The 13,800-nt window shown below is 44.4% G+C and carries 11 protein-coding genes; 3 read left to right on the plus strand and 8 right to left on the minus strand.

Annotated elements, in window-relative coordinates; translation table 11 throughout:
- Positions 1-6 precede the first annotated feature (6 nt).
- Both hydG and hydF read left to right on the plus strand, forming a co-directional pair.
- Positions 7-1,437, plus strand: a complete 1,431-nt coding sequence (hydG, locus tag RB604_RS20170; RefSeq protein ID WP_007481381.1) for a [FeFe] hydrogenase H-cluster radical SAM maturase HydG — start codon at positions 7-9, stop codon at positions 1,435-1,437.
- 99 nt (positions 1,438-1,536) lie between these two features.
- Entirely contained in the window at positions 1,537-2,724 is a 1,188-nt protein-coding gene (gene hydF, locus RB604_RS20175) for a [FeFe] hydrogenase H-cluster maturation GTPase HydF (protein ID WP_055295651.1), read from the plus strand.
- Positions 2,725-2,874: 150 nt separating this feature from the next.
- On the opposite strand, the gene hisS is transcribed toward hydF, so the two are convergent.
- From hisS to RB604_RS20210, 7 genes are all read right to left on the minus strand, one after another.
- On the minus strand, positions 2,875-4,239 hold the full coding sequence (gene hisS / locus RB604_RS20180; protein WP_005929417.1) for a histidine--tRNA ligase: 1,365 nt from the start codon (positions 4,237-4,239) through the stop codon (positions 2,875-2,877).
- Positions 4,240-4,407: 168 nt separating this feature from the next.
- On the minus strand, positions 4,408-5,088 hold the full coding sequence (locus tag RB604_RS20185; protein WP_005929414.1) for a zinc metallopeptidase: 681 nt from the start codon (positions 5,086-5,088) through the stop codon (positions 4,408-4,410).
- A 123-nt stretch (positions 5,089-5,211) separates the two neighbouring features.
- Complete coding sequence (locus RB604_RS20190; protein ID WP_005929411.1) at positions 5,212-6,483, minus strand: adenylosuccinate synthase; 1,272 nt, start codon at positions 6,481-6,483, stop codon at positions 5,212-5,214.
- On the minus strand, positions 6,480-6,968 hold the full coding sequence (locus RB604_RS20195; RefSeq protein WP_005929409.1) for a Fur family transcriptional regulator: 489 nt from the start codon (positions 6,966-6,968) through the stop codon (positions 6,480-6,482). The genes RB604_RS20190 and RB604_RS20195 overlap by 4 nt, the downstream gene beginning before the upstream one ends.
- A 152-nt stretch (positions 6,969-7,120) precedes the next feature.
- Positions 7,121-7,813 carry a DNA alkylation repair protein gene (locus RB604_RS20200; RefSeq protein WP_005929406.1) on the minus strand — a complete coding sequence of 231 codons (693 nt, stop codon included), beginning with the start codon at positions 7,811-7,813 and terminating at the stop codon, positions 7,121-7,123.
- 106 nt (positions 7,814-7,919) lie between these two features.
- On the minus strand, positions 7,920-9,968 hold the full coding sequence (locus RB604_RS20205) for a dipeptidyl-peptidase 3 family protein (protein WP_044094046.1): 2,049 nt from the start codon (positions 9,966-9,968) through the stop codon (positions 7,920-7,922).
- A gap of 206 nt (positions 9,969-10,174) precedes the next feature.
- Positions 10,175-10,639 carry a helix-turn-helix domain-containing protein gene (locus RB604_RS20210; RefSeq protein ID WP_005929403.1) on the minus strand — a complete coding sequence of 155 codons (465 nt, stop codon included), beginning with the start codon at positions 10,637-10,639 and terminating at the stop codon, positions 10,175-10,177.
- A 291-nt stretch (positions 10,640-10,930) separates the two neighbouring features.
- Here RB604_RS20210 and recQ point away from each other — a divergent pair, with 291 nt between their 5' ends.
- Positions 10,931-12,736: a DNA helicase RecQ gene (gene recQ / locus RB604_RS20215; RefSeq protein WP_007481373.1), complete on the plus strand. Its 1,806-nt coding sequence runs from the start codon at positions 10,931-10,933 to the stop codon at positions 12,734-12,736.
- Positions 12,737-12,880: 144 nt separating this feature from the next.
- On the opposite strand, the gene RB604_RS20220 is transcribed toward recQ, so the two are convergent.
- Positions 12,881-13,702: a tetratricopeptide repeat protein gene (locus tag RB604_RS20220; RefSeq protein ID WP_007481371.1), complete on the minus strand. Its 822-nt coding sequence runs from the start codon at positions 13,700-13,702 to the stop codon at positions 12,881-12,883.
- Between the last annotated feature and the right edge of the window lie 98 nt (positions 13,703-13,800).

The following is a 13,800-nucleotide window of genomic DNA, read 5'->3' on the forward strand; positions in this document are numbered from 1 at the left end:
AAAACAATGGAAACCATACCTTACCTCCCCCATTCCTCCCGAGCTGATGAATTCATCAATCATCAGGAGATATTGGACACACTGGAGTATGCCCGCGAAAACAAAAATAACCGGACGCTGATAGAGCGACTCATAGACAAAGCCGCCCTGTGCAAAGGACTCACCCACCGGGAAGCCGCTCTCCTGCTGGAATGTGACCAGCCGGATCTGACAGAACGTATCTTTCACTTAGCCAAAGAGATTAAACAGAAACTCTACGGTAACCGCATCGTGATGTTTGCGCCACTCTATCTCTCCAACTATTGCGTAAACGGCTGTACCTATTGCCCGTATCATCTGAAAAACAAAACGATTGCCCGTAAAAAACTGACACAAGAAGAAATTCGTCGTGAAGTAATCGCCCTACAGGATATGGGCCATAAGCGTTTGGCATTGGAAGCCGGTGAACACCCGATACTCAACCCGTTGGAGTATATTCTCGAATCCATCGAAACGATATACAGCATCAAACACAAAAACGGAGCAATCCGCCGGGTGAACGTCAACATAGCCGCCACTACGGTGGAGAACTACAGAAAACTGAAAGATGCAGGTATCGGAACCTATATCCTCTTTCAAGAGACTTACCATAAAGAGAACTACGAAAAGCTCCACCCCACCGGACCCAAAAGCAACTATGCCTGGCATACGGAAGCTATGGACCGTGCCATGCAAGGAGGAATAGACGATGTGGGCATCGGGGTCTTGTTCGGACTGAATACTTTTAAATATGACTTTACCGGACTGCTAATGCATGCCGAACATCTTGAAGCCGTATTCGGAGTAGGACCGCATACGATCAGTGTTCCACGCATTTGCCCGGCTGATGACATCGATACTGCCGACTTCCCCAATGCCGTGTCCGATGATATATTCCGCCGCATCGTAGCAGTGATCCGCATTGCCGTACCTTATACAGGAATGATTATTTCTACCCGTGAATCACAAGAGTCTCGGCAACAGGTTCTTGACATAGGTATTTCACAAATCAGTGGCGGCTCGCGCACCAGCGTAGGCGGTTATGCGGTGCCGGAACCTTTATCCGAAAATTCAGCGCAGTTTGATTTGAATGATACCCGTACACTGGACGAAATCGTGAGCTGGCTGCTCGACTTAGGATACATCCCCAGTTTCTGCACTGCCTGCTATCGGGCCGGAAGAACAGGCGACCGGTTTATGTCACTGGTTAAATCAGGCCAGATAGCCAACTGCTGCGGACCGAATGCCTTGATGACTTTAAAAGAGTATCTGGAGGATTATGCCTCTCCCGCCACCCGTATCAAAGGCGAATCGTTGATAGCTGCCGAAGCTGCCGGAATACCTAATCCGAAAATCAAAGAAATAGCCATCCGGAACCTGAGCGAAATAGCTAATGGGAAAAGAGACTTTCGGTTTTAGTGTAGCACCCGGTGCTACCCTGTATTGTCCTTGCAAGAAATATTTCCCGAACGGAAAGATACATCGGACCGACAATCATCATTTTATAATTCAATCAGTATGAGCTTTCAGAAAACTCCTAATTCCAACCGACTGCATATCGCTCTTTTCGGGCGGCGAAACAGTGGCAAGTCCTCCTTGATCAATGCACTGACAGGACAGAATACCGCCCTTGTATCCGACACTCCAGGCACAACGACCGATCCGGTGCTTAAAGCAATGGAGATTCACGGCATCGGCCCCTGCCTTTTCATCGACACGCCCGGATATGACGATGAAGGCGAACTGGGGAAGATGCGTATAACCCGTACTTTGCAGGCTATTGAAAAAACAGACATTGCCCTGTTGCTCTGCCACCCGGATATGAAAGAAGAACTTCACTGGATCAAGATACTCAAAGAAAAGAATATTCCGGTAATTTTGCTACTAAACAAAGCGGACATACTGCATGATACGGAACAGGAAGCACAAAGCATCAAAGATAAAAGCGGACAGTATCCTCTCATCGTAAGCGCAAAGACACATCAAGGCATAGCAGAAATTTCGCAAGCCATCATACGGCATCTGCCGGAAGATTTCGATACACAAAGTATCACGGGGAATCTGGTTTCGGAAGGGGATCTCGTTCTACTCGTCATGCCGCAAGACATACAAGCACCCAAAGGGCGCCTCATCCTTCCGCAAGTACAGACACTCCGAGAATTGCTTGACCGGAAATGCCCGGTGATGAGTTGCACTACTGACCGGCTGAAAGCCACCCTACAAGCACTATCACGCCCTCCTAAACTGATTATCACCGATTCGCAGGTATTCAAAACTGTCTACGAACAGAAACCGGCAGAAAGCATGCTGACCTCTTTTTCCGTGCTATTCGCCGCTTATAAAGGGGACATCGAATACTACACCGCCAGTGCGTCGGCCATTGATAAACTGACTGAAAAATCTCATGTGCTGATTGCCGAAGCATGTACTCATGCACCATTGTCAGAAGATATCGGCCGTGTAAAACTTCCCCGTCTTTTACGCAAAAAAGCAGGAGAAGGATTACAAATAGACATCGTATCCGGCAATGATTTTCCAAAAGATCTCAAGAAGTATGATCTAATAATCCAGTGTGGTGCCTGCATGTTCAACCGAAAGTATGTCCTCAGCCGGATAGCACAAGCCAGGCTGCAAAAAATTCCAATGACCAATTACGGAGTGGCCATCGCCTGTCTCAACGGAATACTCGATAAAATAGAATGGTAAAAGGAATAAAAAAATCCTCCCCGATGCTTCTGAATTGAACTGCAGTTCAACCTTGCCGGCATCGGGGAGGATCTTCTTCACCACTGAGGAGACAGTGGTCCGGCACCGAAGAAAGATATCTCCGGCACCGAGGAGAACGGGGGAGAAAAACTATTTCAAAAGAGCCTTGATCAACTCTTCCCCTGAAACCAACGACTGCTCACCGGTCTCCATATTTTTCAGCATCGCCTTGCCCTCATTCATCTCATTTTCGCCCACAATAGCTACAAACGGAATATTCTTGGCATTGGCATAGCTCATCTGCTTCTTCATTTTTGCCGCATCCGGGAAAATCTCTGCACGTATACCGGCCAAACGTGCTTTGGCCAATATCTCCATAGAGAAAGCCGCTTCCTTCTCACCGAAGTTTACAAACAACAGTTGCGTGCCGTTCACCGCTTCCTTCGGGTAAAGTTCCAATTGATTCAACACATCAAAAATGCGGTCGGCGCCAAAAGAAATGCCTACTCCCGAAACGCCTGCCATACCGAATACTCCGGTCAGATTATCGTAACGGCCACCACCGGTAATACTACCGATCTGCACATCCAACGCTTTCACTTCAAAGATAGCACCTGTATAATAATTCAAACCACGCGCCAGTGTCAAGTCGAGTTCTATTTCATTCTTCAGTCCCATAACCGCAAGTGTATTCAATATGAATTCACTCTCTTCCACTCCCTTAATACCGGTCTCGCTGCCCGCCAGCACATTCTTCAATGTAGCCAACTTTTCGGCATTGGTTCCACTCAACAGAATAATCGGTTGTAATTTGGCAATCGCCTCATCACTGATTCCCTTCTCTTTCAGCTCGGCATTCACATTATCAAGACCTATCTTATCCAGCTTATCGATAGCCACCGTTATATCTACTATTTTATCAGCCTCACCGATGATCTCGGCAATACCTGTCAAAATCTTACGGTTATTAATCTTAATACAAACGCGAATACCGAAACGAGTGAACACTGTATCCACAATTTGCATCAATTCTACCTCATTCAATAACGAATCGCTACCTACCACATCGGCATCACATTGGTAAAACTCGCGATAACGCCCCTTTTGCGGACGGTCTGCACGCCATACCGGCTGAATCTGATAACGTTTGAACGGGAAAGTAATTTCATCACGGTGCATCACCACATAACGGGCAAACGGCACTGTAAGATCATACCGCAATCCCTTCTCACAAAACTTACTGGCCAACTTCACAGCATTGCGGCCCAATAACTCTTCATCCGTTATTCCCGAAAAATAATCTCCGGAATTTTGTATCTTAAACAAGAGTTTATCCCCTTCCTCACCATACTTTCCCATCAATGTGGAAAGCATCTCCATAGACGGGGTTTCTATCTGCTGAAACCCATACAGGTGATAAACTTCACGAATCGTATTGAAAATATAATTGCGTTTCGCCATCTCTACAGGCGAAAAGTCACGCGTTCCTTTAGGTATGCTTGGTTTTGCTGCCATAATTCTTACAGTTTTATGTATTTGGATTGCAAAGTTATAGGAAATAATTGATTATTCAATGAAAAGGTTTACTTTTGTCGGAAGCCTACAAACAGTAATTCCCTCTCCCGGAACTTATCCGAAAGAGGGAATTCATATTTCCAAACTTAGATCCTGTCTAAATTCCGCTTAATCTCTTCTACCCATGAAAATCATGACATAATAGATCAATGTAGCCAGAGAACCCAATGCAGCAACTACATAAGTGTAAGCAGCCGAACGAAGCGCATCTTCTGCCTGAGAATGATTATAGGAATTAGTAATTCCGGATGAACTCAACCATACCAAGGCACGCTTACTTGCATTGATTTCCACCGGAAGGGTGATAAAGCTAAACAACGTTGTCATGGCAAACAAAATAATACCTGCGAGTAAAAGTTGAGGGAACGTATTTATCAATAAAATACCTGCAAGCAACAGCCATGTCATCCATTGGGATGCAAAAGTCACTACAGGCACCAACTTGCTGCGCATGGTTAGCGGAGCATAGGCACGAGCGTGCTGAACAGCATGTCCACATTCATGAGCTGCCACAGCAGCAGCCATGATACTGTTACTTTCATATACACCTTCACTCAGGTTCACTGTCTTATTGGCAGGATTATAGTGGTCAGTCAGTTGTCCAGGAGTATGAGTCACCTGAACATCATAAATTCCATTATCATGTAACATCTTAATAGCCACGTCGCGTCCTGTCATTCCATTTCCGGTCGGTATCTTCGAATACTTCTTAAACTTGTTCTGCAAGTTCATTTGTACCAACCAACTCACTACGGCAATGCCGATAAATAATACCCAATACGATATCATATACTTTCTTTTTTTAATGATTACTACAAGTATCTGTACAAATAGTTTGCCAAAAATAAAGGGAAACTTTGTATATCACAAGAGTTTCCCTTCCTATTTATGAAGAATTATCTAAAATTCCGTTTATTCTTCCGTATATCTTTCAATTGTCTGCTCTCTATCCGGCCCTACAGAAACAATTTTGATTTCCACACCTAATTGTTCTTCAAGGAAAGACAGATACGCATTGAATTCCTCCGGGAACTCATCTTCGTTCTGCATTTTCGTCATATCGGTCTGCCAACCCGGAAGTTCGGCATATACAGGCTCTACACTATCATTAATTTCATAGGGGAAGTAGTCAATTTCTTCTCCGTTCACTTTATAAGCTACACAAGCTCTGATTGTCTCGAATGTATCGAGCACATCACTCTTCATCATAATCAGCTTAGTGACACCGTTGATCATAACGGAATACTTCAATGCAACAAGGTCGATCCAACCACAACGACGTTTACGACCGGTAACCGAACCGAATTCATGTCCCAATGTACATATCTTATCACCAGTCTCATCAAACAGTTCCGTAGGGAACGGACCCGCACCTACCCGAGTACAATACGCCTTGAAGATACCATACACTTCACCTATACGATTGGGAGCCACACCAAGCCCGGTACAGGCACCGGCACAAACCGTGTTCGAAGAGGTAACAAACGGATAAGAACCGAAATCGATATCCAGCATCGTTCCCTGTGCACCTTCGCAAAGCACACTCTTGCCGGACTTCAACAAATTGTTCACCTCATGTTCGCTGTCTACCAGATTGAATTGCTTGAGGTATTCGATGCCTTCCATCCAAGTCTTTTCCATTTCCGTAAGATCATACTCATAGTTCAAACCCTTCAGAATCTGTTCATGACGAGCTTTGGCGGCAGCATATTTTTGATCAAAATTATCGAGAATATCACCTACACGGATTCCGTTACGGCTTACCTTATCTGTATAAGTAGGACCGATTCCCTTTCCGGTAGTACCCACTTTCGCATCCCCTTTGGCGGCTTCGTAAGCAGCATCCAGAATACGGTGTGTCGGCAGGATAAGATGTGCTTTTTTAGAAATATGCAGCCGGTTTTTCAAGTTATGCCCCGATGCTTCCAAAGCTTCGGCTTCCGCTTTGAATAAAGCCGGATCAAGCACGACTCCATTACCGATAATGTTCACTTTATCTCCCTGAAAGATACCGGAAGGAATGGAACGGAGCACATATTTCTGTCCTTCGAACTCAAGTGTATGACCGGCATTCGGGCCGCCCTGAAAACGTGCAACCACATCATATCTCGGAGTTAGTACGTCGACTACTTTACCTTTTCCTTCGTCGCCCCATTGTAATCCTAATAGTACATCTACTTTCATTTCTCTTTTTTATTGTTGTTACTTACTTTTTTCCGTTTATTGGCACGATCGCATTTACTGCATATCCCATAGATATACAACGAATAATGTGAAAGCTGAAACCTGCTCAATTTTGTATTCTCAATCGCATTCTGCAACGCTCCATTCTGAAACTCGGTCACTTTACCGCATTGGGTACAGATTTGATGATGATGCGTTTCACGATTGTATGATTTCTCGTATTGGGAAGAAGTGCCGAACTGATGCTTGATAACCAGACGGGCGTTGATAAGCAGAATGATGGTATTGTAAAGTGTCGCACGACTGACCCGGAAATTTTCATGATTCATCATCTGCGAATAGAGCATATCTATGTCAAAATGTCCGTCTATAGAATAGATGGTGTCGAGTATGGCATAACGTTCGGGGGTCTTGCGATGCCCGTTCGCATTAAGATATTCCGTAAATATCTGTCTTACCGTATCTTTTACGTTCTGAGTTTCCATATCGGCACGAAATTAGCGCCAACAAAGTTAAGCCTTTTTTATAGAAAGCAAAAATAATATGAAGAATAATATGAAAATAAGATGTGGCCTCTCCCCACCCCTCTCCGTGGGAGAGGGAGTACAGATACTATCGTCTATTATTAGTTACAAAACTAACTTAGCTCCCTCTCCCACGGAGAGGGGTGGGGAGAGGCCTCTTCTTTCACCGTATTATATAATACCTGTTCGGCTTCTACGGATGAATCTTTCATGCCTTCTACCAGACGGCAGACCTGGAATGCGTGTTCTTCACTGTGCTGCATATATTTACGGATGGCAAGCAAAGCGGCATTACGCACATGATAGCTGCCGGAAAGAACAGCACAAACAGCCTGATCCAGAAATTCTCCGGCAGGACGCTCGGCCATATCCCCTTTTTTCATCAGCAAACGGGCAATAGTAAGGAAACCGCAAATCTGCGCATACTCCTCTTCCGAAGCGATCCAATGGAATGATTTGGCCGGAGCATAAGGCAAGTGTTGAAAAAGATTCATACAGGTAAGCTCCGCTATCTCGATATTCGGCATGTTCTCTACCCATATATCTGCGATTTCCGGAAAGAAAGTCTCTACCGGCTGTAACAATCCTGCAAGAATTTTACACTCACGAATATCCTCTTTCCATAGGGTTTGTGCCAGTTCATGATTCTTCTCATATGCAGCTGCTATACTTTTGATCCGAGGCAACTCCACCCCGAAATTAAGTTTATAGTTTAAGCCCTTCTCACGCATACTTTGAGACACAACCCCGTTCATCGAAAGCCGGAGTTGTGTCTTGATATCTTTCAGTTGTTCTTTTATATCCATTGTTTTTTTAGTTACAAGTTACAGGTTACAGACCACAAAGCAGAGGTTACAATACTAATATACAACATATTAACCACGCGTACCACTCACAGTTCGTAGCTTGCAACTAATTCACAGAAGGCAATGGAGAGTAGTCCTTACTATAACGTAACATCTGCTCTGCATATCCCTCGTCATAAGTTACGGTAACATCAGTTACTGCCCCGTTCTCATCCGTTACCGCCTCATATTTAGGATTCACAAATCCCTTGTATGGGGCAAGATTAAGTTTCTTATAGCGTTCCAAGACTTCTGCATGAAGAGTAGGATCTACTTTCACGGCATAATCTTCTACCAATGCACGGGCAGCCGCAAAATCACCGGTAGATTTAATACGCTGAATCTCCGCCAGCAACTCGCCGAAAAGTTGACGTACTTTTTCATAATCATTCACTGCCACATAAGTCTTACCGTCCTTCTTCACCAACTCTACCACTTTATCGGCAGCACCTTTCTCAAATACCCAACGGGCGATAAGCTGACGGTTACGCATATGTGCCTCTTCCACCGTATTACCCGGCTGGATACGTACCAATTGTGTCATCAGCCCGTTCATGAGATAAGTGTAATACTGCGCTTTATACGCTTCATTGCTGGGAAGCAGCCCCAACTCGACCAGTTTCGGATCAGCCACATAATACAATCCGAAAAGATCGGCACGCGCCTCTTCAATGGTAGAACCGTAAGCCTTCAAGGCATCCGGATCGACTCCCGGAAGCAATTTACCGGAACCATGCCCTAAACATTCGTGCAAGTCGGTATGCAGTTCATCCGTCAAGTCCGAGTACCGGTCTATCAGTGCGATCTCCGCATCACTGTATACAAACTCTTCGTTAAAGCCATTACCGTGGGCAGCTTTATTATAAGCATCCGTGATATTTCCAATGGTTACGGACTTGGAACCATGGTGCGCACGTATCCAGTTCGCATTAGGCAGATTGATGCCGATAGCCGTTGCAGGATAAAGATCACCGGCAAGGATAGCTGCAGTTATCACTTTCGCAGAAACTCCTTTCACCTGATCTTTCCGGAACCGGGGATCTACCGGAGAATGATCTTCAAACCATTGCGCATTGCTGCTAATCACTTCCGTACGGTGTGTAGCCTCCAAATCCTTGAAATTAACAAGAGATTCCCAACTGGCCTTCATGCCGAGCGGATCACCATAGCTTTCGGTAAAACCATTTACGAAATCAATACGGGAGTTCAAGTCTTTCACCCACAAAATGGCGTATTCGTCAAAAGTCTTTAAGTCGCCCGTCTCATAAAACTCGATCAGCTTACCGATGGCAGCTCTCTGTGCCTCATCTTCGGCCACCCCTTCGGCTTTCTTCAACCAATAGACGATCTTTTCAATGGCTTGCGTATAAAGTCCGCCAACTTTCCATACTTTCTCTTGTATCTTACCATTCTCTTTTACCAAACGACTGTTTAAGCCGTATGAAACCGGCGTCTCATCTTTCGGATCTTTCATCTTATTGTAGAAAGCTTCCGCTTCCGCCTGAGTCACTCCATCATAATAGTTACAGGCAGAGGTCAGTATCAGATCTTCACCATCGGCTTGATTCACCCGTTTAGGCAGAATAGCCGGATCAAAAATCACCGGGAATATTTCTTCGCACAATTGCTCCTTTGTCTGACCTTCAGAGAGAGGAAGCAAGGAAGCATCGATGCCCGTCACCGCCTGTTTAAGGAAATCCTGAGAGAAACCAGGTACGAACTTCTCCGAACCATAATGATGGTGAATGCCGTTAGAGAACCATACCCGTTTAAGATACGTCTCCATATTTTTAAAATCGGCGCTGTTCTTGTCTCCCTTGTAGTTAGTGTATACGGCTTCCAGCATTCGCCGGATACGCAAGTTATACTTTCCATTCTGATCAAAGAGGATATCACGTCCTTCGAGTGCAGCCTCCGTGAGATAATAAATCAATTCTTTCTGTTTCAGCGACAGGTCCTCAAATCCGGGAACCCGGTAGCGCAATATCTGTAAATCGGCAAATTGTTCCACTGTATAATCAAATTTATCTGCCTGGGCAGTCGTTGTTTTGGCACCGCCGCATGACGTTAGCACAGTAGCGGTTACAGCCATCGAAATAATAAGATGCTTTTTCATAAAAAGGGGGAAAGCCTCTTCCCAGCCTTCCCCGTGGGAGAGGGGGCTAAGTTAGCTTGATTACCGGTTAATAAATAATAAATAGTATCTACACCCCCTCTCCCACGGAGAGGGCTGGGGAGAAGCCCCAAATCACAAAAAGGAAGTATCCCGGGATTTTTCAGCCCGGAATATTTCCTTTTCTATTCTACATATTAAATACGTTGTTACTTCTTGCTCTCAAGGTGTTCTTTGCGATAACCATTAGGAGTCTTACCTACATTCTTATAGAAAGCGGCATAGAAAGACTGACGGTTAGCAAAACCAACCATTGCACTGATTTCTTCCACATTCTTATCTGCATATCTCTTGTCTGTCAACAAATGCAAAGCGTCTTTCACTCTGTATTCGTTCAGCAAGCAAGAATAATTCTGGCCGAAACGAGAATTAACTACTGCGGATAAATAACGCGTATTCGTTTTCAGTTCTTTCGCCAAATCCTTTGCAGAATAGTCAGGATCTCTGTACTTCTTCTGAACGACAACGATATTCAATATCTTGTCATACAATTCATCTGCAAGTTCCGGTCTGATTAAAGAACGATACGCTGCTTTCTTCTCTTTCTTCTCCCTCAAGTTATAAGGGCGCTTCTTCGGAGTCTCTTCCTGTTTTTTGTTTTCTAAATTACTCATTGAAATTAACTGGTTAGGGTTTGTTTTTAATTATTGCTACAATGGAGCAATATTTCCATGTCACAAATTTCGGACATTATTTTCACATATGCAACTTTTGAGTATATATTTTTTATAACTGAACTATCAAAATGATGAAATTTGTGAGAAAGAACATAGAGAATAAGAAACTTTAACTTCCGGAGGGGGTGTTTTCGATCACAGATTATTTAATTTCCTGCCATCATCTATCAATATAGATGATAGACCGAAGAAAATAGTACCTTTGCAAAAAGTTTCAAAATACGAACCATGATCCAAACACTGAAAACCTACTTCGGTTATGAAAGTTTCCGCCCCCTGCAAGAAGAGATTATCCAGAATTTACTGGATCGGAAAGACAGCCTGGTATTAATGCCCACCGGAGGAGGAAAATCGATCTGCTACCAACTCCCTGCGCTGCTTTGCGAAGGTACTGCCGTCGTGGTATCTCCGCTTATATCATTGATGAAAGACCAAGTAGAAACGCTCCGGGCCAACGGAATAGCCGCAGGAGCACTGAACAGTAGCAATGACGAAACCGAAAATGCCAATCTGCGGCGTGCCTGCATCGAAGGCAAACTGAAACTCCTCTATATATCTCCCGAAAAACTGATCACCGAAATCGACTATCTGCTGCGGGATATGCATCTTTCTCTCTTTGCCATCGACGAAGCACACTGCATCTCGCAATGGGGGCATGATTTCCGCCCTGAGTATGCTCAAATGGGCATATTACATCAGGTATTCCCGCATATACCTATTATCGCACTGACAGCCACAGCCGATAAGATCACGCGTGAAGACATCATACGCCAACTGCATCTCACCGATCCGAAAGTGTTTATCTCTTCTTTCGACCGCCCCAACCTTAGCCTGGCCGTGAAACGGGGATACCAACAGAAAGAAAAAAGCAGGACCATACTGGAATTTATCGACCGGCACGCCGGTGAGTGCGGCATCATATATTGCATGAGCCGCAGTAAAACAGAGACCGTAGCGCAGATGTTACAGAAACACGGAATACGCTGCGGAGTCTATCATGCGGGGCTTTCAACCCAGCAACGGGATGCAACGCAGGACGATTTCATCAATGACCGTATACAGGTGGTCTGCGCCACAATTGCCTTTGGAATGGGGATTGACAAATCAAATGTCCGTTGGGTGATCCACTATAATCTTCCCAAAAGTATCGAGAGCTTTTATCAGGAAATAGGCCGGGCCGGGCGAGACGGAATGCCAAGCGACACCCTCCTTTTCTATTCTTTGGGAGACTTGATCCTGCTCACTAAATTTGCCACTGAAAGCAACCAGCAATCAATCAATCTGGAGAAGCTGCAACGGATGCAGCAATATGCAGAAGCCAACATTTGCAGGAGACGGATTCTTCTGAGCTATTTCGGCGAGAAAGTAGAAAAGGATTGTGGTAATTGTGATGTTTGCCGAAACCCTCCGGAACAGTTCGATGGCACGATAATTGTGCAAAAAGCACTCAGTGCAATTGCGCGTACCGGAGAACAGATAGGAACAAGCATGTTAATTGACATTTTGCGTGGATCATTTTCCTCCGAACTCGTAGAAAGAGGATACGAAAAGCTAAAAACTTTTGGAGTCGGACGTGATATTTCAGCCAGAGACTGGCAAGACTATTTATTACAAATTCTGCAAATGGGCTTTTTCGAAATTGCATATAATGAAAATAATCATTTGAAAATTACGGAAATCGGAAATGACATACTATTTGGACGAAAAAAGACAAAATTAGTGGCCATCCGACGAGAAGAAAACACAACCTCCAAAAGGAGGGGAAAAAAGGTGGTTGTCAATAAAGAACTGCCTTTGGGACTAACAACAACTGAGAACAAAGATTTGTTCGAAGCTTTACGCGGACTCCGCAAACAATTAGCCGAACAAGAAGCAATTCCCGCCTATATAGTTTTATCGGACAAAGTACTGCACCTGCTCAGTATGGCACAACCCACAACAATCGAGGAATTCGGTAGTATCAGTGGTATAGGAGAGTATAAAAAGAAAAAGTACGGTAAGGAGTTCATCGAACTGATACGTCAATTCAAATGAAAGATAACGGAAAATACCGAATAAGATACGGTAATATATAGTGTTTCACAGTTGTGAGACGATCGTCACTCAATTGAGAAACGTGCGTCTCACAGTTATGAGACGATCATCTCACAATTACGAAACGCCCCGCATCCAAGCAACTTATTTACATTGTTTCAGCTTCTCATACAGATCAGACGGCGGTACTCCGAGAGAAATCGCCTTTTCATAATCGGCTTTGGCAAGTGCTTTCCTCTTCTGAAGCAGATAAATGTCACCACGAAGCAAATAAGCATCCATCAATGATGAAGACAAGCGAATCGCTTCTTCAAGATCGACAAGAGCCAGTTCCAAATGTTCCATCTCCCGTTCTATATCGGCACGGGCCACATAAAGAGTAGCGTCATCCGGATTTTCTACCAGCAATTTATTTACCAGTTCAAGAGCTTCCCGGAATTTGCCTTCTTTCTGTTCGAGAGTAGCCAACCCGAGACGGCCGGCATAACTCTTAGAATCCAGTTCCAACAACCGGTCATAGTCGAGACGCGCCGCTTTATAATCACGCCGGACAGTATAGATATAGGCCCGCATCAATAAAGCTTCCTTATTGCCCTTATCGGACTCGAGCGCTTCGGAATAGTCCAGAAAAGCACGATCGGTCATTCCTTTCTCCATATAAATAGCAGCACGATCCAATAAGATAGGTACGGCATTAGGAGCGATATTCAATGCATAAGTATACGATTGAAGCGCATCATCATAACGTCCTAACCGACGCTGCACCAATCCGAGATTGGAAAACAGCAACGCATTATGAGGATTGGACGGTTCGAGTTTCATAGCCTGTACCAGCAGATCTTCTGCCTGCGCTAAGCTGTCTCTTTCTATACAGTCTATCGCCTTTTCAGAAAGTTCACGATAGGTTTGAGCGGAAACCGTCAAAGAAGAGAAAAAGAGGAGGGAAAAAACAAAGATTGACTTCATCATACTAATAATTTAATAATGTGCAAATATGCCAATGTGCCAATTGGCTGCGCTAAATAATATACCAATGCATATAATATACCAATGTCCAATGAATA

This window comes from Bacteroides salyersiae (genome assembly GCF_031172035.1).
In the GTDB taxonomy this organism is placed as follows: domain Bacteria; phylum Bacteroidota; class Bacteroidia; order Bacteroidales; family Bacteroidaceae; genus Bacteroides; species Bacteroides salyersiae.

Coding starts and splice junctions, on each gene's coding strand:
- RB604_RS20200 (WP_005929406.1), bottom strand. CDS start 7,813: ATGGATATAAAAGAACAACTGAAAGATATCAAGACACAACTCCGGCTT.
- hydF (WP_055295651.1), top strand. CDS start 1,537: ATGAGCTTTCAGAAAACTCCTAATTCCAACCGACTGCATATCGCTCTT.
- hydG (WP_007481381.1), top strand. CDS start 7: ATGGAAACCATACCTTACCTCCCCCATTCCTCCCGAGCTGATGAATTC.
- RB604_RS20195 (WP_005929409.1), bottom strand. CDS start 6,968: ATGGAAACTCAGAACGTAAAAGATACGGTAAGACAGATATTTACGGAA.
- RB604_RS20185 (WP_005929414.1), bottom strand. CDS start 5,088: ATGATATCGTATTGGGTATTATTTATCGGCATTGCCGTAGTGAGTTGG.
- RB604_RS20205 (WP_044094046.1), bottom strand. CDS start 9,968: ATGAAAAAGCATCTTATTATTTCGATGGCTGTAACCGCTACTGTGCTA.
- recQ (WP_007481373.1), top strand. CDS start 10,931: ATGATCCAAACACTGAAAACCTACTTCGGTTATGAAAGTTTCCGCCCC.
- RB604_RS20190 (WP_005929411.1), bottom strand. CDS start 6,483: ATGAAAGTAGATGTACTATTAGGATTACAATGGGGCGACGAAGGAAAA.
- hisS (WP_005929417.1), bottom strand. CDS start 4,239: ATGGCAGCAAAACCAAGCATACCTAAAGGAACGCGTGACTTTTCGCCT.
- RB604_RS20220 (WP_007481371.1), bottom strand. CDS start 13,702: ATGAAGTCAATCTTTGTTTTTTCCCTCCTCTTTTTCTCTTCTTTGACG.
- RB604_RS20210 (WP_005929403.1), bottom strand. CDS start 10,639: ATGAGTAATTTAGAAAACAAAAAACAGGAAGAGACTCCGAAGAAGCGC.